The organism is Polycladomyces abyssicola, from assembly GCF_018326425.1.
GTDB lineage: Bacteria > Bacillota > Bacilli > Thermoactinomycetales > JIR-001 > Polycladomyces > Polycladomyces abyssicola.
In genome coordinates this window covers 2,875,741-2,899,337 of sequence record NZ_AP024601.1, presented here as the reverse complement: position 1 = coordinate 2,899,337, position 23,597 = coordinate 2,875,741, and the positions used below count along the sequence as shown (strand labels likewise).

Below are 23,597 nucleotides of genomic sequence, written 5' to 3'. Positions count from 1 at the left end.
CGATGATTGCCATCGTGGATTACGGGATGGGCAATTTGCACAGCGTCAGCAAGGCGCTGGAACGCATGGGATTTGAATACAGGGTGACGGAAGATCCCGAAGAACTCCGAAAAGCCGACGCGCTGATTCTCCCCGGAGTGGGTGCGTTCGGCGATGCCATGCGGGAACTGGGAGAGCGCGGTTTGGACAACGTCATCCGCGAAGAGGTATTGGCAGGCAAACCGCTGTTGGGCATTTGTCTCGGAATGCAACTGCTGTTTACCAGCAGTGAGGAACACGGATACCATCAAGGATTGAACCTGTTGCCGGGCCATGTGGTGCCGTTTACTGGTGAGATGAAAGTGCCGCACATGGGCTGGAACTGGTTGTCGTTTGATCGGCCGCATCCGTTTTTCAGCGGCATCGAGGAAGGTCACGTCTATTTCGTCCACTCCTATCACGTTCAGGCGGACAATCCGGAGGACGTATGGGCGGTGACGGATTATCACGGACCGGTCACGGCGATTGTGGGTCGCGGCCATATTGTGGGCATGCAGTTTCATCCGGAGAAAAGCGGGAAACTGGGTATGGCTCTGCTGAAACGATTTGCCGAGCGTTGTCAGGAAAAGGTGGGAATGGTATGAGCTTCGTCGTATATCCGGCGATCGATTTGCGCGGCGGACGATGCGTCCGCTTATACCAAGGTGATTACGATGCAGAAACAGTGTACGCCCAAGATCCTGTCGCAGTAGCGCGGCAATTTGCGCGTGAGGGGGCGCGCTGGCTTCACGTGGTGGATCTGGATGCGGCTCGCTCCGGTGAAGCGGTCAACGAGGACGTGATCCGTTCCATTGTGGCTGCGGTGGACATTCCGGTGCAGGTGGGGGGTGGCGTGCGCACACGTGAGCGGCTGGAGCGTTTGTGGTCGATCGGTGTGCAGCGGGCGGTGATCGGCTCTGCCGCCATTGACGATCCGGAGTTTGTCCGTACGGCGTTGGCCGACTACGGTGACCGGATCGCACTGGGTGTAGATGCGCGTGAGGGACGCGTCGCCACCCACGGATGGTTGAAAACGGCCGAAGTGAGCGCTGAGGAATTGGCAGTGGAGATGGCCAGACACGGAGCGGAAACGTTCATTTTCACGGATATTTCCCGGGACGGCACCCTGCAAGGTCCCAACGTCGAAGCGGTGCGCTCGCTTGCCCGCGCCTGCGGCAAGCAGGTAATCGCTTCCGGTGGCGTGCGGGACGTGTCCGATCTGGCGGAACTGGCCCGTTATCAACAGGAAGGCGTGGCCGGGGCCATCGTGGGCCGGGCGCTGTACACCGGCGACATCCGATTGAGTGAGGCAGTTCGTGCCGTTGAAGGTGAGGAGGCAACCCCATGATTACCAAACGGATCATTCCCTGCTTGGATGTAAAAGACGGACGCGTGGTCAAAGGGGTTTCCTTCCAACAGCTGCGAGATGCCGGCGATCCCGTGGAGCTGGCCCGTCTGTATGACCGGGAAGGCGCGGATGAACTGGTCTTTCTGGACATTTCCGCTTCCCACGAAGGGCGCAAAACGATGATCGATGTGGTGCAAAATGCCGCGGCGCAACTGACGATCCCCTTTACGGTCGGAGGCGGCATCGGTTCGGTGGAGGATATGTTCCGGCTCCTTCGTGCCGGTGCGGACAAGGTGTCGATCAACACTTCCGCCATTTTGAATCCCCAGCTGATCGAAGATGGCGCTCGCCGGTTCGGCAGCCAGTGCATCGTCGTTGCGATCGACGCCAAATACGATTCCGAACAGGACGATTGGTTCGTCTACACGCACGGCGGCAGGCGGGAAACAGGTAAACGTGCTGTCGAATGGGCCAAGGAAGCCGTTGATCGTGGGGCTGGAGAGATTCTGCTCACCAGCATGGACCAGGACGGACAAAAGGACGGCTACGATTTGGCACTCACCCGCGCAGTGGCGGATGCGGTACGCGTGCCGGTCATTGCTTCCGGAGGGGCCGGGGAGGCACGTCACTTTTATGAGGCTTTTGAAGAAGCGGGAGCGGATGCGGCACTGGCGGCGTCCATTTTCCACTATCAGGAGCTTTCCATCGAAGAAGTGAAACGGTATTTGGCGGACAAAGGAGTGAACGTGCGGTGGACGGTCAAATCGACATAAGCGCGATCCGGTGGGACGAACGCGGCCTTGTTCCCGTCATCGTTCAGGATGCGGTGAGCAAGGAAGTGTTGACGCTGGCCTATATGAATGAAACCGCGTTGAAAAAAACGATCGAGACGGGGGAAACCTGGTTTTGGAGCCGTTCGCGCCAATCTCTCTGGCACAAAGGGGAAACGTCGGGTCATACGCAGCGCGTCGTTTCCCTTCAGTGGGATTGTGACCGGGATGCCCTGTTGGTCAAGGTGATCCCCAACGGACCGGCCTGCCACACCGGTGCCGTCAGTTGTTTTCGTCCCGTCGATCCATCCGGGGATCAACCGACAACCGACAGATTTGACATCCTCAACCGGTTGGAATCCCTCATCACCCGGCGTGAGGCGGAACGCCCGGAAGGCTCCTACACCACCTATCTGTTTGAAAAAGGACTGGACAAAATCCTGAAAAAAGTGGGCGAAGAGGCAGCCGAAGTGATCATCGCTGCCAAAAACGAATCGCATGAGGAATTGCGGTATGAGACGGCCGATCTGCTGTTCCATCTGTTGGTGTTGCTCAGGCACGCCAAACTGCCGTTGGACGACGTATTGGCCGAATTGCGCGGACGTTATGCCGATCAGAAGGAATAATGGATAAAAGCCACCCACCATCTGCACGATGGTGGGCTTTGTTTTTCCCTTTGCACGGCCTGACAGGAGTCAGCTCTGTTTCAGTGATGTATCAGTAAAGGGGAAATGTTTCCCAAGTGAGATTGGCCGAGGTCCAGCCGAGTGAAGCCCCGGAAAGCGCAGGAATGAAATCACGGGCAATTTCCTCAAGAAGAAGACGTACTTGCCCGCTTTCTGCGCTCCGGGTCGGAACGGTCATGGTCTGCTTCCTTGCAGGGCGCAGGTGGAGCGAGCCGGGAAAGCAATTGGACAGTATTCACCAGACACATCCTAGCCAGTTAGCCTGTGGATGCTGCTTTCATGGTTGGCAAGCGATTGCCCTGACATCTCCAATCTCTTTTGCACCTTTTTCCGGGTTTGTGGTCGAAGCGTTTTTAAGATCCATTCCAGGTATAACTCCCGCTTCTCCTTGTCAGTCAGATAATAGCGCTCTTTGGCCGTTTCACGGGCCCGTTTCGTTACTTCCTGCAGGGCAAGCGCCGCTGCTACGGAGATATTGAAACTTTGCACAAAGCCATACATGGGAATGTAGAATTTCCCATCTGCCAGATTGGCCGCTTCTTCCGAGATTCCCTTGTGCTCATTGCCGAAAATGAGCACGGTGGGTTTGGAAAGGTCGATTTCTTCGACCGGTACCGCACCATCCCCAAGATATGTGGCGTAGATTTGATAACCCTCCGACTTCAGATCTTTCACCGCCGTTTGCAGGTCTGGTTTCTTCTTGATCGTCAGCCATTTATGGGCACCTTGGGTAATCTTCTTGCTTGGTTCAAACGGTTGATTCCCGGTGACAACGGAAATATCCTGGATACCAAAGGCATCCGCCGTTCTAAGAACCGCTGCCTGGTTGTGTCCGTCATCAACAGCTTCAAGCAACACGGAGATATATCTGGTACGTTGATTCAGCACCTGATACAACCGCATCAATCGCTCAGGCCGAATCATCTCCAATATCCAGCGCTCTTTTTCCTGGAATAAACCTGCTTCCAGCAGCATCTGTATAACATCAATTTCTTTCTTGAACTCTTGCAACCTTACTGTAGACACTCGCAACTTCTACCCCCCTCTCCCATATTGTGGATACACTTTGTTGCTTTGGATCGGGTTGAATAGAAGCTTTATTCACTGAAACTTTACTACAACTCCTTGATTCGCGCAAATAATCCATTTATTTCCTGTTCTTACCGCAGTATGTTGATGCTTGGGCTGATGTTGTTCAAAAGCGGAACGTTTACGGTTCATCCTGTCGGTCTTTTTTCTTTTTTTGGGAGGAAACGGGACGGAAATGAGGAAATGTTCATACGATGATGCGTGGCAAGCTGTCGCGGGAAACCAAACGGAGGGATTGTACCACTTATGCAATCCAAGGGATACATGTTGTTTTCCGGTACGTCCAACCCGAAACTGGCCGAGAAAATCGCATCCCATTTAAAGAAGCAATTGGGCAGTGTGCGGATCAGCCGCTTCAAAAGCGGAGAAATCTACGTTCACTATGAAGAAAGCGTGCGCAATGCCGATTTATATATCGTGCAAACCTTTTCCCATCCGATCAACGACCATCTGATGGAACTCCTGATCATGGCAGATGCCGCCAGACGGGCTTCCGCCTGCAGCGTCAATGCAGTGATTCCCTATTTCGGTTATGCCCGCCAGGAGAAGAAAGATGCACCGCGGGAGCCGATCACGGCCAAAGTGGTGGTTGATTTGCTGACGGTGGTCGGTATTGATCGCGTCATCACCATCGATTTGCACGCACCCGCCATCCAGGGATTTTTTCACACACCCGTCGATCATCTAACCGCACTAGACCATATGACGGAATATCTCAAATCAAAGAACATCATGAACCCGGTGGTAGTCTCTCCTGACGCAGGAAGAGCCAAAATGGCAGAAAAACTGGCCACGTATCTGGATGCCCCGTTCGCGATCATGATGAAAAAGCGGCCGGCCCATCATAAGGCGGACATTACGCATATCATCGGCGAAGTGGAGGGGAGAACCCCCATAGTCATCGAGGATATGATCGATACCGGCGGCACGATTGTGAGTGTTGTGGAGGGATTGCTGGCCAAAGGTGCCGAACCGGCGTACGTGTGTGCCACCCATCCCGTGTTTTCCGATCGTGCGTGGGAACGATTGGTTCATCCCGGCATCCGTGAAGTGGTCGTCACGGACACCCTGCCATTGCCGGAAGTGGTGTCCTCGCCCAAACTGAAAGTGTTGTCGATGGCGCCCTTGTTGGCGAAAGCAATCGATCTGATCGAACGGGGAGGGTCGATCAGCACATTGTTCCGCGGGGGAATGTAAACCTGTGTGAAATTGTGGTATAATCTTTCCAAAGTCGATCACCAAATACCGACCACCAGCTTGTAACAGGTGCTGGGTGGGGGGAAAACATGAAAAAACAAGAAGCAAAATGGCGAAATCAATCGAGAAAAGTCGTTCGGCTTCGTATGGATGCCGGTTTTTTCTTTGAGCGGGCGGTTCGCTCGCTGGACAAGCAAAACTACCCCAAAGCATTGAAATATTTCCGTCTGGCAGTGGAGAAGGAACCGGACAACCCCATCAATCACTGCAATTTGGCGGGGATTTTATCCGAGATGGGGCGGTTTGATGAATCCAATGAAGTGTTGGAAACCGTGTTGAACGAAATCGATCCGGAATTGCACGAGTGTTATTTCTACATGGCGAATAATGCGGCCAACATGGACGATTTCGAGTTGGCCGAAGAATATTTGGTCACCTATTTGGAGAAAGACCCGGACGGCGAGTTTGCCGAAGAAGCGGAAGAAATGCTCCAGATGCTGGCCTACGAACTGGGGCGGCCTCCGCGGCGTCCGGAGCGCGTGGATCGTCCGGAATGGTTTGTCAAGCACGATACAGCCCGCAAACATTTGGAAGAAGGGCGCTTCGTTCTGGCCACACAACTGCTGGAGGAACTGGTGGAAGCGTATCCCGACTTTTTGGCCGCACGTAACAATCTGGCATTGGCGTATTATTACACGGGCCAGTTTCAGCGGGCGGTGGACACGATCCATCAGGTGCTGGAGACAGACCGGGGAAATTTGCATGCGTTGTGCAACTTGGCCGTGCTGTATCAGCACCTGGGACGTGAATCAGAGCGGGACCGGTTGGTTGGCATGTTGAAAAAGCTCGTTCCCACTCATGTGGAGCATCTGTACAAACTGGCCACCACATTGGGCATTCTGGGGGAACACGAAGCTGCTTACAAAGCATTTCACCGTCTGCTTCTGATGGAGAGTCAGCCGGAACCCAGCTTGTATCATTATCTTGCAGCCGCATCGATGAATACAGGTCGCTGGCGCAAGGCACAAAAGTACTGGAGCATCGCAGCCGAGATGGATCCTGATTCTCCCGTACCCCGGTACTATCTGGGCTTGCTAAAGAAATGGCGTCTGGATCAGCGGGAGCTTCCGCTGATCAGCTACCATTATCAGTTGCCGTTTCATGAACAGGCGAAGTCGTCGAAGGATCAGACGAACCCCGTGCCCGAGCAATTTCGGGTCAACCCCTTGGTCCGTTCGTCGTTTTACTGGGCCCTCCAACACGGGGATGAGGAGACGAAACAGCAAATCCTGCATTTGTTGAGCTGGATGGCGGATGAGGAAGTGGAGCAAATCCTGCGCCAGTTCCTGTTGAGTCCGGATCACGATGATGAACTGAAGAAAACGGCCCTGATGATCTTGTATCAGATTGGGGCCAAAGGTCCTTACCGTGTCCGGATGGGTGGTGCTGAGCACGTCATTTCGGCAGAACAATTGGCCAAGCAAGCCAGTGAGATCCAAGTCTGGCGCCAAGTGCTGGAATGCTGCTTCGGCCACATGAAAGGTCGTTATCCAGAGGCGTTGCTCCAAGACGCACAGATCTTGTGGACCGCCTTTTTGACGCAAAAACAAAAGGAGTTGCCCACCGTCAGAAAAGTGGAAGGCTGGGCGGCTGCCTTGGAATATGTGATCGCCAAGCTGCACGGACAAGGGCGGACACAAACAGAAGTGGCGGAAAAATACGGCGTATCCCCGTCCACAGTCGGCAGACACGCCCGCCAGATGGAACAAACATGTGCACTGAGCCGCCATTTCAAGGAGATTTCCACCCGTTCAACCGAGTAAACAGCATCGGGCGTTGACATCGTGAGGTTGCAAGGGGGGAGAGTGCGATGGAAAAATTGAATCAACAGTCGTTTGCACAGTTTATCGCATCAGGAAAAAAAGTGGTGGAGTTCAATGCCGGCTGGTGCGTCGACTGTAAACGAGTGGCACCGTTTTTGCCTGAGATCGAGAAAAAGTTTGCTTCCGATTTTCAGTTTGGCGAGATCGATGTGGATGAATCACGTACCATCGCAGAACAATATAATGTAAGAGGGATTCCGACATTCATCGTGTTCGAAGACGGTCGGGAAACCGGCCGTCTGCCGAGTCGGGAGGCCAAAACTCAGGAACAGATCGAAACATTTCTGGAACAGATGGCCAAATAAAGGGTGAAGAGTGTGAGCCGCTTGCCCGGTTGAGCGGCTTTCAGGCGAACCTGACAAATGGATGCAATCGAGGAGACTCGCCCTTGCGAAACAGTTCCCGCCGTGGCGAAGGTTACGCCGACAGGTGGGAACCTGTTTTAAATGGGCTCTGTTTTGGCATTTTTCGAGTTATCGATGGCAGCAAAACGGGTATACAGGAGTTGGAAAGGTTCCATTGTACATCCCACCTCGAACGTGGGATGTTTGCATGCGATTGTATAACCAGAGGGAGGATTGGCTGTGGCAGAAGAAAAGGTATACGACGTCGTGATTATCGGTGCCGGCCCTGCGGGTATGACAGCCGCAGTATATGCTGCGCGTGCCAATTTGGACACCGTGATGATTGAGCGGGGCATCCCAGGGGGGCAGATGGCCAATACAGAGGATATCGAAAATTACCCGGGATTTGAGCATATATTAGGTCCGGACCTCTCCAACAAAATGTTGTCCCATGCCCAAAAATTCGGGGCCAAGTACGAATACGGCGATGTGAAACGAGTCGAGGACGGTTACCCGTACAAAAAGGTGATCACTTCCAAGCAGACGTATCTGGCCAAAGCGGTGATTGTCGCCTCCGGCGCGGAACACCGGAAATTGGGTGTGCCGGGAGAAGATAAGTTGTCCGGGCGTGGTGTTTCCTATTGCGCGGTGTGTGACGGTGCGTTTTTCAAAAACCGGGTGCTCGTGGTGGTCGGCGGCGGGGATTCGGCCGTGGAAGAAGGCGTGTTTTTGACCAAATTTGCCAGCAAGGTAACCATCATTCACCGACGTGACAAACTTCGTGCACAGAAGATCCTGCAGGATCGCGCATTCAAAAATGAAAAGGTAGACTTTATCTGGAACACCGTGGTGGAAGAGATTATCGGCGACGAAGTGGTCAAAGGCGTCAAGCTGAGAAACCGCGTAACCGGTGAAGTCTCCGAATTTCCCTGTGACGGGGTGTTCATCTATATTGGCATGGAACCGTTGTCTGCTTGTGTCCGGGAGTTGGGGATCACCAACGAGGAAGGATACATCCTGACCGATGAACGGATGAGGACGCGCATCCCGGGTATCTTTGCTGCCGGAGATGTGCGGGACAAAACGTTACGACAGGTCGTCACGGCTACGGGTGACGGTTCGATTGCCGCGATGGAGGCACAGCATTATATTGAAGAATTGAACGAGCAATTGGAAAAAGAGGCATCGCATCAGACGGCGGGAAACTGAAGACCAACGGGAACTCTCCGGTGCGGATTACCGTTTCGATAAGTGAAGGACATGTCAGCGTCCGAACGGATCGAAGCAGTTGCGCATGAAATGGAGAGAAGGCGCATCTGGTGCAAGTTTTTTCGCCGCCGGAGCGCCTTTCCGGCGGTGTTTTTATGTCCAGCCTATCGACCGCATTTCCGCGACAGGGGAGAGCAGTATGAAAAACGACGGATTCCTGTTTTCCAGAGAGATTGCGTCGTTGATCATTCCGAAGGAAAAAGTAGTGACGGTGGCGCCCGACTGGACATTGGAGCGTGCATTGCGGGTGTTGATGCGGCGCGGATACGCATCGGTCCCGGTGATCAATGATAACGGGGAAGTCGAGGGATTGATCAGTAAGACGAACATCTTGGACTTCATGATGTCCAAAGGAGATTTCAATTTCCACATGCTCCCTCATCATCGTGTGTACGAAGCAATGAACAAGAATCACTCAGGAATCATGGCCAATTCCATTTTCTCATTCGCTTTTGAAGTATTGATCGATCGGCCCTACATTCCGATCATCGATGTGAAAAACAAATTTATTGGTATCTTGCCCCGACGGGTATTGATGCAAAAGGTGACCGAGTATTTTCAGCAGGAGTTTTGGCAGGCAATGCAAGCGGACTCTCATCCCGAAACAAAGCGGGAAGCGCGGGAATCCGATTCCATTTTGCCCCGAAGATGACGACCGGTTGGTTTTTCCACGCCCACAGGATATGCAAATCGTCTCAGCGGGGGTCATCCCCGCTTGTTTTCTTTTTAAAAAATTTACACGCCAAGGAATAGAATGATATGCTAAAATCCAGAGGTGAAAGCGGATGCAACGTGTGGCCAATTGTATTTTGCGGGATCGGAACCGCGTGTTGTTGCTGCAAAAGCCGCGACGTGGATGGTGGGCCGCACCCGGTGGCAAAGTGGAACCCGGTGAGACGCTGATGGAAACCGTTCAACGTGAATTTGTCGAAGAGACCGGGCTCACCCTGATCCAACCCCGTTTGCGCGGGATATTTACGATTTGTGTTCGGGACGGGGATCAGTTGGTACAGGAATGGATGATGTTTACTTTTTATGCGGATCGCTATACGGGTTCATTGTTGCGGCACACAGAAGAAGGGATTTTGCGCTGGCATCCCGTGGATACGATCAGCCAATTGCCGACGGCACCCGGCGATCGGTTTGTGTTTGATCGCATCGCATCCGGTCAGGACTTGCTGATTGGTCGATTTACGTATACGCCGTCGGAAGAACTGATTGATTACACGCTTCACACCGAGACAGAAAATATCATTGCTTGACCGGTTTACCTTATTGGAGTATAGTCATAGCAAGTCGCAAGACCATTCAGACGAGGGGTATGGAGGCATGGAAGCACGTTACATCGGAATCGATTTGGGTGGTACAAGCGCCAAAATCGGTGTGGTCGATGGAGAAGGGAATTTGTTGAAGCACACGGAGGTCCCAACGCATGGAGAAGGGCCGGAACCAGTTCTGCAACGTGTGGTGGAGACCGTACGAGAGGTGACGATCCAATCTGGAACTTCCTGGGATCAAGTCGTCGGCATCGGTATGGGATTGCCGGGATTTTTGGACTTGGAGCGGGGAGTGATCAAGCGGCTGACCAATTTACCGTGGGAAAACGTACCCATCGTGGAACGGTTGGAAACGCTTTGCAACAGACCGGTTCGCATCGACAATGATGCCAACGTCGCGGCATTGGGAGAATCATGGAGCGGTGCCGGAGCAGGAGTGGACGACATGGTGGCAATCACGTTAGGGACCGGCGTTGGCGGTGGTGTGATAGCGGGCGGCCGTTTGATCCACGGGGTATCCAACGCTGCCGGGGAAATCGGTCATGTTTGCGTCGAGCCGGATGGCGCGCGTTGTGGATGCGGTCAACGCGGTTGTTTGGAAACGATTTCTTCAGCCACCGGCATCGTCCGACTGGCCAAAGAAGCGTTGGAAAAAGGGGAGTCCACTGTATTGGCTGAAACGGCCCAAAAAGGAGAGCTGACTGCCCGAGACGTATTTCAGGCGGCGGAGCAGGGCGATGCGGTTGCTTCCCGGGTGGTGCAGACAGCTGTTGATGCATTGGCGCGGGTGATGGCCATGATCACGGTTGTTCTTAACCCTGCGCGGTTTGTAATCGGAGGCGGGGTTGCCCGGGCGGGTGATACGCTGTTCCAACCGCTTAAGGAAGCTTACCGGAAACATGTGTTGCCGAGTGCAGCGGAGGGTGTGGAAATCGTGCCTGCGAAGCTGGGTAATAACGCAGGCATCATTGGTGCTGCTGGTTTGATCGCGAGACGAGAGAATCCGGCTTCCGCTTCATAAAATAAGTAGAGGCCGTTAATGGGGTGATAACGATGGATGCAAAAAAGGAGATCAACCTGGTCGTGATCACCGGAATGTCCGGAGCGGGCAAAACGGTTGCCGTACAAAGCTTGGAGGATCTCGGCTTTTTTTGCATCGACAACTTGCCGCCCATTTTGCTGCCCAAATTTGCGGAGTTGTTGGAGCAATCGAAAGGGAAACTGCGTCGGGTCGCGCTGGTGATCGATCTTCGCGGACGGGATTTCTTTTCTTCACTTTTTGAGTCGCTGGATACACTGGAAAAGCATCACGGTATTCATTATCATATCCTTTTTTTGGACGCCAGTGACCAGACATTGGTGCGACGGTACAAAGAGACGCGGCGGCGCCATCCGTTATCCCCCGACGGGACACCATTGGACGGTATCACGCAGGAACGGAAGCTGTTGGAAGAAATCAAAGGTCGTGCACACCAGATCATCGACACCAGTTCGCTCAAACCGGCGGAGCTGAAAGAAAAGATCGCGTCCCGTTTCGGCTCGGTCGACACCAATCCGTTTTCGGTTACCTTCATGTCGTTCGGGTTTAAATACGGGATTCCGATCGATGCCGATCTGGTTTTTGATGTTCGTTTTCTTCCCAATCCTCACTATGTCGAATCATTGCGTCCTCATACGGGAAAAGACCAGGATGTGTTTGACTACGTGATGAAGTGGGAGGAAACCAAGCAGTTTCTTGAGAAGTTGGAAGACCTCCTGCGCTTCCTCCTTCCCCATTATCACAGGGAAGGGAAAACCCAATTGGTGATCGGCATCGGTTGTACGGGAGGCAAACACCGTTCGGTGGCGATTTCCGAATATCTCTGCCAAAAGTTCCGCAATCAAGCGCATTGTCAGGTGATACATCGGGACATGGGGAAAGACAGGTGAGCGATCGGGATGTCAGCGATGGTGAGGAGAAAAAGAAGGAGGTATCGCCGCCTGCGCATCGTAGTCATCGGAGGGGGGACCGGGCTTCCCGTGATCTTACGCGGTCTCAAGAAATTTCCGGTAGACATCACGGCCATTGTGACGGTGGCGGACGACGGTGGAAGTTCCGGACGTCTGCGCAATGACATGCAGATGCCGCCGCCGGGGGATATCCGCAATGTATTGGTCGCGCTGGCAGATACGGAACCCCTCTTGGAAAAGGTGTTGCAATATCGGTTTAAAAATGGGGAAGGACTTGCCGGTCACACGTTGGGCAACTTGCTGATTGCTGCCATGAACGATTTGACGGGTGGATTCACCCGTGGGATCAAGGAATTGAGCCGTGTGCTTGCCGTGCGCGGACGCGTGTTGCCGGCCAGTGAGCAGGACGTAGTATTGATTGCGGAAATGACGGACGGCACCATCGTCCGGGGAGAATCCCAGATTCCCAAAGCGGGCAAAACGATTCGTCGTGTCTTCTTGGATCCGCCGGATCCACAGCCGTTGGAGGAGGCATTGCACGCCATAGCCGAAGCAGATGGGATCGTAGTCGGCCCGGGAAGTTTGTATACCAGTATCCTGCCCAACCTTTTGGTTAAAGGAATGGCAGATGCCATTCGGGCCTCGCAGGCAAAAAAGATCTACATCTGCAATGTCATGACCCAGCCGGGGGAAACTGACGATTACACAGCGAGTGACCATATCGCCGCCATCCACCGGCACGTCGGCGAGAGATTCTTCGATGTGGCCATTGTCAACAATGAGTTGCCGCCGCCTTCCATCCAGAAGCAATACGCTGAAAAAGGGGCGATTCCCGTTTTACCCGATATCGAACGTATCCGACAGCTCGGTTGTGAAGTGATTGCGGATAATTTATTATTGTACCGTTCCGTGTTGCGTCACAACGCGAGCAGAATCAGTCGCCACATCATCCGGCTCTTGCGCGACCGGGTGTACCAGCGTCATGGCATGTGAAGGATGATGAATCATGTCTTTTACGTCTGCAACCAAAAAGGAATTGACCCGCATCGAATCGGACACCTGTTGCCAGCGGGCGGAACTGTCTGCATTGGCGCGCATGAATGGGGTGATGCAGATTGCCCGCCAGCGAATCGTGCTGGACATCACCACGGAAAACGCCGCCATCGCCCGGCGGACCTACGCGTTGATCAAGGACCTGTATCAGCTACAAGCCGAAGTACTGGTTCGCAAAAAGGTGCGGTTGAAAAAAAATAATGTCTACCTCGTCCGTTTGTCTGTTCGAGCGGAGGAAATCTTGCGCGATTTGCGTATCCTAGGGGAAGGATTTGAGCGGGTTAAAGGAATCGCGCCGGATCTGATCGAAAAAAACTGCTGCAAAAGGGCATATCTGCGTGGAGCCTTTCTGGCTGGCGGATCAGTCAACAATCCGGACAGCGGTTCGTATCATTTGGAGATTATCTCCACCTACCACGACCACAGTGAAGCCTTGTGCCGTCTGATGAATCGTTTTCGTCTGCATGCCAAAATCATCGAGCGGAAAAAAGGGTTTGTGGTCTACATCAAGGAAGGGGACAAAATCGGTGAGTTGCTTAACATCATCGGTGCTCACCAATCTTTGCTCCGTTTTGAAGATGTTCGCATCATGAAAGATATGCGAAACTCGGTCAACCGGCTGGTCAATTGTGAGACGGCCAACCTGAACAAAACCATCCAGGCGGCCATGCGGCAAATTGACAATATCCAATTGATCGACCGGGAAATCGGATTGAACAATCTGCCGCAGCGTCTGCGTGAGATTGCCGAAGTCCGGTTGCAGCATCCCGACATTACGCTCACGGAACTGGGACAAATGCTTCCCGGTGGGAAAGTGAGCAAGTCGGCCGTCAACCATCGCTTGCGCAAACTGGACGAGATCGCGGATCGTCTCCGACGCAAAACGAGCGGGGAATAACGGAAAAGGTCGGGGGAAACCGCTTCAATACGATCTCAAAACCAACTGACCACAATATGTTTCCAAGGAGGAATATTATATGGTTGAAAAAAAAGTAGTTGTTCAATTGCGCACCGGTCTGCATGCCCGGCCGGCTGCAATGTTTGTGCAGGAAGCAAACAAGTACACCTCGGATATTTTTGTGACCAAAGGCGATAAAAAGGTGAACGCCAAAAGCATCATGGGTATCATGAGTCTGGCGGTTGCTTCCGGAACGGAAATCACCATCTCCGCTGATGGCGTGGACGCCGAGGAAGCGGTAAACGCATTGGCGGAAATCGTCAGCAAAGCGGATTGATCTGTCCCCCGCACCGATTACCACTTTGTAAGCAGTCAGCCCCACACCCATCAGGTGATGGGGCTTTTTTGTTCCTGTTTTCAAAATGGACTAAATATTGGTATGATAGGAAAAAGGATGAGGTTGGCGGGAGGCGAAAAAGATGAGGGTGCCGACAGTAGGTTCGGTGGAGTATATCCAAAATGAACCTTCAGTCTGGGGAGTGTTGTGGGCACCGGATCAGCAATGGGAGCGGATTCGGGTCAAGCCGGTGTTCGGTGGTGCACTGGCTATATTGGCTTTGGCGGAGACCTTGTCTGGTGCGTTGACGGGATCCTTCCTCAGTCACAATCCCGCTGTTGCCGCTTCATTATTGCAAGCGGGTTTTCCAAAAGCATGGATGAGCCCGTTTCTCGCATTGTTGATCGGATTGTTCAGTTTGATCGGCCTTTTGATGAACGCCTTGGTCACCAGTGTCCTGACTTGGTTGATGATGAAAGGGTTGGGGGGGCAGGGGACATTTCGTCAACTCTTTTCTCTCCAGACACATCTGTTGGTTCTTATGGTGTTGCAAACCGCTGTCGGTGCCATCGGGCTCCTGGTGACCGACGGTTGGTTGACAAAACCACCCTCCTGCTTGGCCGCTTACATACCGGTGGAAGGCGGATGGTCCGGGCTTTTGATGACACTGGACCTGTTCATGATCTGGCGACTGTTGCTGATGGCGCGGGGGATGCGGATGATCTGCCGATTGTCAGTCACCCGATCATGGATGGTTGCGTGTCTCCTATTTTTACTCGATATTATCGTCAATACGTTGTCCGCATCGTGAGCATCTGGATAACAGGAAAGAAGCATGAGAAATGGAACAGTCCGGCGCCCGTTGGTAGACCGCAGCATTGATCCTGCAGATGTAAATTTCCCAAACTGCTGAAACTCGCCGTTTCTGGTTCGCTCGTAATCAGTGGCAAAGCAAATGGTATCCTTGAGGACTGCAGAGAAATTCGGTCAAACCATCACGCTCCTTCCAACGCATGGCCATCATTTGCCACCGGATCTTCAACATCATGTGCTGTAGTTTTGTGACGGTTTCCATCATCGTTGTCATGTTCGGGTTGATGGGGGAATTGGGAATTGTGAGAAACAAAGACGACGTATCGACGGCCAGGATATGAAACAGAGAAAGATTGGGATCCATCACGCTTACGTTGCATCATGTGTCGATGGAGCACTTTTACATCAGCATCGGATAAAAAACCTGAAAAAGAGTTGCCAAAATGGACAAGGAAAACGAAAATGGAAAGGAAAGATGATTTGCCCGTAGAGATCGGGTAAAAGATAAAGGGAGGAAATCTCCCGAAACGACATTGAAGAAAGCAAGATAGGAGTGGAATGGCATGCCTTCCCATCAACCCCAGGTGGAACCGTTTGTGATGGTGATATTCGGAGCAACGGGGGATCTTGCCAGACGCAAGCTATTTCCGGCTTTATATGGCCTTTTCCGGGATAAAAAGCTTCATGAACGATTCGCAGTGATCGGCATAGGTCGCAGACCGATTACGATGGACGAATTTCGCGACACGGTGCGGAAGGCGATTGACGAGCATTCCCGTTTGGAACGGGAAGAAGCGGGTTGGGCCGATTTTGTTGCTCGTTTTTACTACCAGCCGCTCAATGTGAAAGATGTTTCCGCCTATGCTCAACTTGGCGGATTGATGGAGCGGTTGGAAAATGAATGGAATTTGCCCGGCAACCGGTTTTTTTACTTGGCCATGGCTCCCGATCTGTTCGGCACCGTGTCCACGAACCTGAAAGCGTCGGGATTGACAGAGACAACCGGATGGAAGCGGCTGATCATCGAAAAGCCGTTCGGAGAAGATTATGAGTCGGCCAAAGCATTGAACGATCAGATTCGGCAAACCTTTGCTGAGGAGGAAATTTACCGGATCGATCACTATTTGGGTAAAGAGATGATCCAAAACATCGAAGTGATCCGCTTTGCCAATTCCTTGTTCGAGCCGTTGTGGAACAACCGTTACATCGACAACATCCAGATTACCGCCAGTGAGACGGTCGGCGTGGAGGAGCGTGCCGCCTATTACGACAAGGCGGGAGCGCTCAGGGACATGGTACAGAACCATATTCTCCAGATGATCATGATGGTGGCGATGGAGCCACCCAGCCGGCTGGTACCGGAAGCAATCCATGCTGAGAAAGTGAAAGTGCTTCGTTCCTTGCGCCGCCTGACTAAAGACGAAGTGAATCAATACATGGTTCGCGGGCAGTATCAGGCGGGAGTTTTGGACGGGCGCCCGGTACCGGGTTACCGGGAGGAGGAGAACGTTGACCCTCATTCGCTTACGGAAACCTTTGTGGCCGGAGAGTTGTATGTAGACAATTTCCGTTGGTCCGGTGTGCCGTTTTACATCCGTACAGGCAAACGAATGGCGCAAAAATCGACGGAGATCGTCATTCAGTTTAAAGAGATGCCCAAAAACCTGTATTTCAACAAAAACGGCGATCTCGGGCCCAATCTGCTCGTCATCAGCATCAACCCGGTCGAAGGGTTGCATTTCGTGTTGAATGCCAAAAAGCCGGGTGCCGATAACGATGTGGTCCCCATCGCCATGGCGTTCTGCAACGATAGAGGCGGGTCGCCGGAAGCATACGAACGATTGATCGGAGATGCGATCAAAGGGGATATGACATTCTTTACGCATTGGGATGAAGTGTCACTGGCATGGAAATTCATTGATCCCATCCGGCGTGCGTGGGATCAGCAAGACGAGTCGACCTTGCATCCATACCGGGCTGGAACCTGGGGACCGGATGCGGCGCATCAGCTTCTGAGCAGAAGAGGCGCACGTTGGTGGCCGTCACGGAATCAGGGTACAATGCCCGTCATTCAAGGGAATCAGGCCATCGAAATCATCACGTGCAAGTAACCGGTGGAATCAGGGGGAGGTCTTTATGTACAAGGTATACGACGTGTCCGCGCCGATCTATGAAGGAATGCCCGTTTACAAAAACAAACCGGAGAAACAACCGAAAATCCGTGTGGTCCAAGACTTTGATACCGGCAAGGTGAGAGAATCCCGCATCGATTTGGATGCACACACCGGGACTCATGTCGATTCACCATTGCATATGGTGCCGGAAGGCGGCACGATGAAAACCATCCCATTGGACCGTTTGGTCGGACCTTGTCGGGTGTTGAACCTGACGCACGTGGAGGGTGGCATTACACGTGAGCATCTGGAGCCTCACGGTATCCGGCGGGACGATTTCGTCCTTTTCAAAACGCGCAACTCCATGGAGGATGCCTTCAACTTCGAATTTGTTTTCCTGGCCGAAGACGGTGCCCGTTACTTGGCTGAAATCGGTGTTCGCGGCGTCGGAATCGATGCCCTCGGGGTCGAACGCAGCCAACCCGGCCACCCCACGCATAAAACGCTGTTTGCTGCCAATATCATCATTGTCGAAGGATTGCGGCTCGCTGAAGTGAACGAAGGTGAATATTTCATGGTTGCCGCTCCGATCAAGCTGGTCGATACGGAAGCGGCCCCGGCCCGGGTCTTGCTGTTGAAAGGGTTGTCGTGGTAAAAACAGAAAAAATGATTCGCAACATCCCGCATCCGTCGCGGGATGTTTTCTTTTGGGAAGTAACAGCGCGAAATTGACACTTTAGGTTGTTGATCGGGAAAGCGAACGGTCTGACTCATCAGATGCAAACTCGATCACTTTGTCATCAGTCTCAAGCGCTATATCCGTGCTTTTTGGTAATACATTACGGAACTTTCTGGGTGGGGCGAACTTTGCTATCGCTTATCGCATAAGTTGAAACATCGGGTTTTCATCTTGAGTACAATACTCAACTTAGTCAAGATTCATGGTGAATTGGAGGGCGATAGCATGGACTTCGTTTCGTGTTTACACCGTTTGCTTCAGAATCTCCATCGTCCTGACATCTGGCGTCTTCGGCAAACGGTTGAACAGTTGGACTGTACACGGGAATGGATTGCCCAGTTGGTGACACAACCTCAGCCTCCCATGAGCTACGGAAGGAATGTCGTATTACGATCGGATCGGTTTGAAGCGATTGTGATTCATCTTCCTCCCGGGACGGAAACTCCGATCCACGATCACGGGAGCTCCATCGGTTGTGTCCGAGTGGTGGCTGGGACATTGGAAAACAGGGTGTTTACGTTGAAGCCGGGCGATACCGAACCGGTGTTGTCTTCAACCGGACGCCATCTGCCGGGGGAATATGTTGTGATTGGTCCTGGATTGATTCATGCCATGTGCAACGCAGGAGAGGAACCGATGATCTCATTTCACGTGTATACCCCATTGGAAAACACGAAGCAGTATCCGTAACGGGGTTCTTTCAGCCTGATTTCTGTCTCACGTATCCGACAGGTGCATCGCTCAACGTGCGAAACCAAGCAGTGATTTTCCTCATATTCTAAAGTAAAATGAGAATAATCTCGCGATTGCCAATTGATATTGGGGAGAGGTGGATGAGGGTGGAAGGCCCTGTCATGCAGGAACATGCCATCAAGAAAACGCGTTGGCCGCTGTGGATCGGGGTGGCCGCTTTAGCCGTCGCCGTCCTGATCGCCCTGGGGGTTGCGGTCAATGGATTGATCAGCGACGCATCCTCGTTTTTGGAGATGGAGCCGGGAGTGAAGCTGGCCAACGAGGTGGATGCCCACACACTGAAGACCCTGCAGCAGCGTCACCTGTTGCAACAGGGGGAAGAGTTGATCGCATATTATGACCGCTCATTGGATATGGATGATTCGGAAATCGCCCTGCTCACCTCCAACCGCCTGGTGTATGATCAACATGGTCGGATCACAGCCGTGCCTCTCACGGAGATCCGGGATATCACTTTTGGGCAATATTCGGACATCGACGGCAAATGGCAACGCATCGAAGTGAAATATCGGGATTTTCACCGTATGAAGGTCGAATTTGCGCCGTTGGAAGGCGGGGATGTGTTTTATCGGGCGCTCAAGGATGTGTGGCAGGCGAAAAAGCTGCAGTCGGCATCTGATGGAAAGGGAGGAGATGGACGATGAGTTGGACTGTGAGACCAATCGGAATTGTCCATTCCCCGATCAGTGAAGCAAGGGACGAAAATTGGGGATGCGTGGAGTCAGACATCGAGCTGTTCTCCCCATATGACCGAGGATTGAAGGGGTTGGAGGAATTTTCGCATCTATTGGTGGTCTTTTGGCTTCACCAGGCCGACTTTCATCCTGAACGGGACTTGATTCGCCGTCCACAGGGAAGAGCGGACATGCCGGATACGGGCATTTTTGCCCAGCGGGCCAAACATCGGCCCAATCCGATCGGGATCACCACGGTCTCCATCCTGGAAGTGGGGGACAACCGCGTCCGGGTGCGCGGGTTAGATGCGATTGACGGAACGCCGGTGCTGGATCTGAAACCGTTTGTACCCGCTTTTGATCAGGTGGAGGATGCCCGCACACCGGAATGGTTGGACAGATTGATGAAGGCATACTTTTGAGAAATGGGGTCAATGGAATAAGCGGCCGATCATGGACAACAGCATAACCAGGGCGATGACCATGCATAACCAGAATAATCTCCGTTCGTGTAGATCCCATTGGCTTTTCATAAGGACCTCCAGTCAACATAGTTCCCTGTTATTTTGTTCTAAACAGAAAAAAGAAAAGCCTCCCGAAGGAGGTCTACAAGAGATAGTGGTTTTTTGGGCGCGTAACCGGACGCGCCCTGTGGATTGATGCCGGTCATTTTGAGGAAGGTAAACTGGTGATCACGTGGTCGATCAGTCCATATTCTTTTGCTTCCTCGGCCGTCATGAAGTAATCGCGGTCCGTGTCCTGTTCGATTTTTTCCAGGGGTTGGCCGGTACGTTCCGCAAGAATCTGGTTGATTCGATCCCGCATTCTCAAAATGCGTTTGGCGCGGATTTCGATATCGGTCGCTTGCCCTTCGGCTCCGCCCAGCGGCTGGTGAATCATCACTTCGCTGTTGGGCAAGGCATACCGCTTGCCTTTGGTGCCTGCCGCCAAAAGGAATGCCCCCATTGAAGCGGCCATCCCGATGCAGATCGTTTGGATGTCCGCTTTGACATACTGCATCGTGTCATAGATGGCCATACCGGCAGTGATAGAGCCGCCCGGCGAGTTGATGTACAAATGGATGTCCTTATCCGGATCTTCGGCATCCAGGAACAACAGTTGGGCCACAACCAAGTTGGCCACTGCGTCATTGATCGGACTGCCCAGAAAGATGATCCGGTCTTTCAAAAGCCGGGAGTAGATATCGTAGGAACGTTCACCGCGGTTGGTTTGCTCAACAACAATCGGAATCAGGTTCATCCGTTGCTTCCTCCCTCATCGGTATGTTTCTCATTTCCATCATACTCCAAAGAACATCAAAGGTCAATAAAGGTCAAACAATCCTGTTCGTGAACATAAAAAGAAAAAGCAGCCGCATTCGGCTGCTTTGGTTTGGCGCGCCTACCAGGATTCGAACCTGGGCACCTGGTTCCGGAGACCAGCGCTCTATCCCCTGAGCTATAGGCGCATGTGCGAATCCATCGAGTGACAGCATACATTATATCGCAGGGTGTGGAATTTGACAAGACCCTCGGATGATTTCGCAATTTTCCAGCCTTAGCGGTGAATTTGGTTATTTCTCCATCTCTATTGAAAAAACGCAACTACCTCACGATATGTTACAATAAAAAGGAGAAAATGACCGACACACCATAGGACGTGTCTGATGAATCCAAGAGCTGGGTAAGCGGTGTCAGTGTATGGACCAGACACGAGTCGAATTTAACATCAAGTTATCGGTATTTGGCATATGATGTAACACGCGGAGGTGAGAATGAATGGCGCTGTCCATGGGTTACGGTTTGGTGCAGGAACAACGCATGAAATTGACGATGACGCCGGAGTTGCGCCAAGCGATTGAGATTCTGCAATACTCCGCGACGGATCTATTACATTATATCCAGGAACAATTGATTGAAAACCCGGTATTGGAAATCGACGAGACAGAAGAACGCGGCACCGAGGAGAAAAACAATTGGGACGTACAGGACCTGCGTGCGTGGGCACAGTATCTGAAAGCGCGGACGGGAAGTGTGGATCGCGAAGCAAAGGGAAATGAAACGGACCCGATCGCTCGGATTGCCTCCCCGGAACAAACGCTGACCGAGGTACTGGAAACGCAGTTGCGGTATTTGGCTCTGTCACCGATGGAACGGAAAGTGTGTACCTATCTGGTCGGCAATTTGGACGAAAAAGGGTATCTGGATATATCTCCTGATTATGTTTGTAAGCGCTTTAATATCGATGAAGACAAGGTGGAGGCTTGCCTGCGGGTGATTCATTCGCTCGATCCCGCCGGAGTCGGAGCGCGTTCGTTGGCTGAGTGTCTGCGTATCCAACTGGAACGGGACGAGGAACCAGATCCCATCGCATTGAAAATTGTCGAGTCTCACTTGCGAGATTTGGCTGAAGGCCGGATGAAAAAAATCGCACGTGCTCTCGACTGCGATATAGCCGTAATTCAGCGTGCGGTGGACCGCATCAAACGATGCAATCCCCGGCCTGGATTGGCCTATCATGCCGGCGAACCGCGGTACGTGGTTCCGGATGTGGTTGTTGAGCGAGTGGAAAATGAATATGTGGTGCTGGTCAATGACGGGTATGTGCCAAGGCTGACGGTAAGCAGGCATTACGAACAATTGCTTTACCAAGAAGATGACCGGAGCCGGCAGGCGACCCATTACCTGAAAAATTGGTTTCAATCAGCGATGTGGTTGGTCAAAAGTATCGAACAGCGCCGGCATACATTGGCCCGGGTCAGCAGCGTCATCGTCAAGAAACAACGGGATTTTTTCGATCGGGGTCTGGATTACCTCAAACCGCTTACCCTGAAGGAGATTGCGGATGAGCTGGGAATTCACGAATCCACGGTGAGCCGGGCGACTCAGCACAAATACATGCAGACACCACGAGGGTGTTTTCCTTTTCGGTTTTTCTTTCCATCCGGTGTTTCCACCGATTCGGGAGGGAATACCTCTGCGGAAAGCGTGAAAAATAAGATTGAACGGTTGATCGCGCAGGAAGATAAACGTCAGCCGTTGTCCGATCAGAAAATCGCCGATCTCTTGAAGGCGGAAGGAGTCCGGATCTCGAGGAGAACGGTGGCGAAATACAGAGAAGAAATGGGGATATTGTCGTCCACCCTACGCAAACGATACGAAAATTGATGATAGGCCGCTTCGCCTTGTCAAAACCGGGTTGTTTCGATACAATGAAGATGAACAGGCTGAAACCGGCCATGCTCTTTTTTTGCCGCGGATGGGACGCATTTTGCTACGAGGGACAAAAAATGTCCCGGGTGAGAAGATGGACCAACTGTTGCGGTTGCAGAAACAATTGTTACCCGATTTGTTGGAAGTCATGCGTAAACGGTACGAAATCATGCGCCACCTGCAGTTGATGCAGCCGGTCGGACGTCGTTCGTTGGCGGTGGCACTGGATACCACTGAACGAATACTGCGCTCCGAAGTGGATTTTTTACGGTCGCAGGGATTAGTGCGCGTCGATTCAGTCGGCATGAGCCTGACAGAGCGGGGGGCGGATTTGTTGTCCGAGATGGAGCCGCTCATCAAAGATCTGTTTGGACTCACCGATTTGGAAGTGCGCCTGGCTCGACGGCTCGGCCTGAAAAAGGTGGTCATCGTCCCGGGAGACGCGGATCAATCCGATTGGGTGAAAAAAGAAATGGGGCGCTCCGGTGCTCGGCTGTTGCGTCAGATGGCCCGGCCTGATCAAGTGGTAGCCGTTACCGGCGGGACGACGGTTGCGGCGTTGGCGGAGATGATGACGCCGACCCCGAGCCTGAAGTCTACCATGTTCGTCCCGGCGCGCGGCGGGTTGGGTGAGGCGGTCGAGTTGGAATCCAACTACATCGCTTCCTTGATGGCGAAAAAAACGGGCGGGGATTACCGGCTGATGCATGTGCCCGACCAATTGAGCGACGAAGCGCGAGAGATGTTGCTCCGAGAACCACATATTCAGGAAGTGATGGAGCTGCTGCGCAAAGCGCGAATTGTGGTGCACGGCATCGGTGAAGCGACGAAAATGGCGATCCGCAGAAAATCATCTCCGGACGAAGTGGCGCATATCCAGCACAGCGGCGCTGTGGGGGAAGCCTTCGGTTATTACCTCAACTCGAGCGGGGAGATTGTATCCCGGGTGCGCACGGTCGGTCTTCAGCTGGAGGATTTGGGCGAGATCGAATCGATCATCGCCATTGCGGGCGGCAGGAGCAAAGCACAAGCGATTGCGGCTGTGTGCCCTGCTGTGGGCAATGACGTCCTGATCACGGATGAAGCTGCCGCGCGCGCCATTCTGGAAGAAACCGAAGCGAGTGGAGAGGAACCATCCAATCAGAACGGTTCTTTTCACCAATAACACTAAGC

The 23,597-nt window shown here is 52.8% G+C and carries 25 protein-coding genes and 1 tRNA gene; 23 read left to right on the top strand and 3 right to left on the bottom strand.

The annotated features are described in order from the left end of the window. The first annotated feature begins 2 nt into the window (after positions 1–2). Genes hisH through hisIE form a run of 4 tightly spaced genes read left to right on the top strand, consistent with a single transcriptional unit; the run spans position 3 to position 2,762 of the window. Positions 3–623, top strand: a complete 621-nt coding sequence (gene hisH, locus KI215_RS14445) for an imidazole glycerol phosphate synthase subunit HisH (protein WP_212773385.1) — start codon at positions 3–5, stop codon at positions 621–623. Continuing rightward, positions 620–1,366: a 1-(5-phosphoribosyl)-5-[(5-phosphoribosylamino)methylideneamino]imidazole-4-carboxamide isomerase gene (hisA, locus tag KI215_RS14440; protein ID WP_212773384.1), complete on the top strand. Its 747-nt coding sequence runs from the start codon at positions 620–622 to the stop codon at positions 1,364–1,366. The genes hisH and hisA overlap by 4 nt, the downstream gene beginning before the upstream one ends. After that, positions 1,363–2,139 carry an imidazole glycerol phosphate synthase subunit HisF gene (gene hisF / locus KI215_RS14435; RefSeq protein WP_212773383.1) on the top strand — a complete coding sequence of 259 codons (777 nt, stop codon included), beginning with the start codon at positions 1,363–1,365 and terminating at the stop codon, positions 2,137–2,139. Before hisA ends, hisF begins: the two co-directional genes overlap by 4 nt. Next, the gene (gene hisIE / locus KI215_RS14430; protein ID WP_212773382.1) at positions 2,118–2,762 is read left to right on the top strand and encodes a bifunctional phosphoribosyl-AMP cyclohydrolase/phosphoribosyl-ATP diphosphatase HisIE; all 645 of its coding nucleotides are present in this window, start codon (positions 2,118–2,120) and stop codon (positions 2,760–2,762) included. Before hisF ends, hisIE begins: the two co-directional genes overlap by 22 nt. 309 nt (positions 2,763–3,071) lie before the next feature. Here hisIE and KI215_RS14425 read toward each other — a convergent pair whose 3' ends face one another. Further along, positions 3,072–3,797 carry a TrmH family RNA methyltransferase gene (locus KI215_RS14425; protein WP_212775222.1) on the bottom strand — a complete coding sequence of 242 codons (726 nt, stop codon included), beginning with the start codon at positions 3,795–3,797 and terminating at the stop codon, positions 3,072–3,074. A gap of 360 nt (positions 3,798–4,157) precedes the next feature. Between KI215_RS14425 and KI215_RS14420 the strand changes: the two genes are divergently transcribed. From KI215_RS14420 to tsaA, 17 genes are all read left to right on the top strand, one after another. Then, on the top strand, positions 4,158–5,108 hold the full coding sequence (locus KI215_RS14420; RefSeq protein WP_212773381.1) for a ribose-phosphate diphosphokinase: 951 nt from the start codon (positions 4,158–4,160) through the stop codon (positions 5,106–5,108). A gap of 89 nt (positions 5,109–5,197) precedes the next feature. Then, complete coding sequence (locus KI215_RS14415) at positions 5,198–6,931, top strand: tetratricopeptide repeat protein (protein WP_212773380.1); 1,734 nt, start codon at positions 5,198–5,200, stop codon at positions 6,929–6,931. Positions 6,932–6,978: 47 nt separating this feature from the next. Then, on the top strand, positions 6,979–7,296 hold the full coding sequence (locus KI215_RS14410; protein WP_212773379.1) for a thioredoxin family protein: 318 nt from the start codon (positions 6,979–6,981) through the stop codon (positions 7,294–7,296). A gap of 279 nt (positions 7,297–7,575) precedes the next feature. Further along, positions 7,576–8,544 carry a thioredoxin-disulfide reductase gene (gene trxB / locus KI215_RS14405; protein ID WP_212773378.1) on the top strand — a complete coding sequence of 323 codons (969 nt, stop codon included), beginning with the start codon at positions 7,576–7,578 and terminating at the stop codon, positions 8,542–8,544. Positions 8,545–8,743: 199 nt separating this feature from the next. Beyond that, positions 8,744–9,256, top strand: coding sequence for a CBS domain-containing protein (locus KI215_RS14400; RefSeq protein ID WP_212773377.1), 513 nt, complete (start codon positions 8,744–8,746; stop codon positions 9,254–9,256). A 133-nt stretch (positions 9,257–9,389) separates the two neighbouring features. After that, positions 9,390–9,866 (top strand): NUDIX hydrolase, encoded by a 477-nt coding sequence (locus KI215_RS14395; RefSeq protein WP_212773376.1) that lies wholly within the window; start codon positions 9,390–9,392, stop codon positions 9,864–9,866. Between the two features lie 67 nt (positions 9,867–9,933). Further along, on the top strand, positions 9,934–10,902 hold the full coding sequence (locus KI215_RS14390; RefSeq protein WP_212773375.1) for an ROK family glucokinase: 969 nt from the start codon (positions 9,934–9,936) through the stop codon (positions 10,900–10,902). A gap of 32 nt (positions 10,903–10,934) precedes the next feature. Further along, positions 10,935–11,810, top strand: coding sequence for an RNase adapter RapZ (gene rapZ, locus KI215_RS14385; RefSeq protein WP_212773374.1), 876 nt, complete (start codon positions 10,935–10,937; stop codon positions 11,808–11,810). A gap of 9 nt (positions 11,811–11,819) precedes the next feature. Continuing rightward, the gene (locus KI215_RS14380; RefSeq protein ID WP_275956715.1) at positions 11,820–12,824 is read left to right on the top strand and encodes a gluconeogenesis factor YvcK family protein; all 1,005 of its coding nucleotides are present in this window, start codon (positions 11,820–11,822) and stop codon (positions 12,822–12,824) included. 13 nt (positions 12,825–12,837) lie between these two features. After that, the gene (gene whiA, locus KI215_RS14375) at positions 12,838–13,782 is read left to right on the top strand and encodes a DNA-binding protein WhiA (protein ID WP_212773373.1); all 945 of its coding nucleotides are present in this window, start codon (positions 12,838–12,840) and stop codon (positions 13,780–13,782) included. Between the two features lie 79 nt (positions 13,783–13,861). Next, positions 13,862–14,119, top strand: coding sequence for an HPr family phosphocarrier protein (locus KI215_RS14370; RefSeq protein ID WP_212773372.1), 258 nt, complete (start codon positions 13,862–13,864; stop codon positions 14,117–14,119). A gap of 142 nt (positions 14,120–14,261) precedes the next feature. Then, a complete protein-coding gene (gene yknW, locus KI215_RS14365) occupies positions 14,262–14,930 on the top strand; it encodes a YknW family membrane protein (protein ID WP_212773371.1) in 669 nt (222 codons plus the stop codon). A gap of 565 nt (positions 14,931–15,495) precedes the next feature. After that, positions 15,496–17,043 carry a glucose-6-phosphate dehydrogenase gene (gene zwf, locus KI215_RS14360; RefSeq protein WP_212773370.1) on the top strand — a complete coding sequence of 516 codons (1,548 nt, stop codon included), beginning with the start codon at positions 15,496–15,498 and terminating at the stop codon, positions 17,041–17,043. Between the two features lie 25 nt (positions 17,044–17,068). Then, the gene (locus KI215_RS14355) at positions 17,069–17,701 is read left to right on the top strand and encodes a cyclase family protein (RefSeq protein ID WP_212773369.1); all 633 of its coding nucleotides are present in this window, start codon (positions 17,069–17,071) and stop codon (positions 17,699–17,701) included. 309 nt (positions 17,702–18,010) lie between these two features. Further along, the gene (locus KI215_RS14350; protein ID WP_212773368.1) at positions 18,011–18,475 is read left to right on the top strand and encodes a cysteine dioxygenase; all 465 of its coding nucleotides are present in this window, start codon (positions 18,011–18,013) and stop codon (positions 18,473–18,475) included. A 143-nt stretch (positions 18,476–18,618) separates the two neighbouring features. Then, positions 18,619–19,182 carry a hypothetical protein gene (locus tag KI215_RS14345; protein ID WP_212773367.1) on the top strand — a complete coding sequence of 188 codons (564 nt, stop codon included), beginning with the start codon at positions 18,619–18,621 and terminating at the stop codon, positions 19,180–19,182. Then, complete coding sequence (tsaA, locus tag KI215_RS14340) at positions 19,179–19,634, top strand: tRNA (N6-threonylcarbamoyladenosine(37)-N6)-methyltransferase TrmO (protein ID WP_212773366.1); 456 nt, start codon at positions 19,179–19,181, stop codon at positions 19,632–19,634. The genes KI215_RS14345 and tsaA overlap by 4 nt, the downstream gene beginning before the upstream one ends. Positions 19,635–19,878: 244 nt before the next feature. On the opposite strand, the gene clpP is transcribed toward tsaA, so the two are convergent. Both clpP and KI215_RS14330 read right to left on the bottom strand, forming a co-directional pair. Further along, positions 19,879–20,472, bottom strand: coding sequence for an ATP-dependent Clp endopeptidase proteolytic subunit ClpP (gene clpP, locus KI215_RS14335; RefSeq protein WP_212773365.1), 594 nt, complete (start codon positions 20,470–20,472; stop codon positions 19,879–19,881). A 133-nt stretch (positions 20,473–20,605) separates the two neighbouring features. Beyond that, a tRNA-Arg gene (locus KI215_RS14330) sits at positions 20,606–20,680 on the bottom strand. Between the two features lie 310 nt (positions 20,681–20,990). Here KI215_RS14330 and rpoN point away from each other — a divergent pair. Next, positions 20,991–22,379: an RNA polymerase factor sigma-54 gene (gene rpoN, locus KI215_RS14325; RefSeq protein WP_212773364.1), complete on the top strand. Its 1,389-nt coding sequence runs from the start codon at positions 20,991–20,993 to the stop codon at positions 22,377–22,379. Positions 22,380–22,518: 139 nt separating this feature from the next. Then, on the top strand, positions 22,519–23,589 hold the full coding sequence (locus KI215_RS14320) for a sugar-binding transcriptional regulator (RefSeq protein ID WP_212773363.1): 1,071 nt from the start codon (positions 22,519–22,521) through the stop codon (positions 23,587–23,589). The last annotated feature ends 8 nt before the right edge of the window (positions 23,590–23,597 follow it).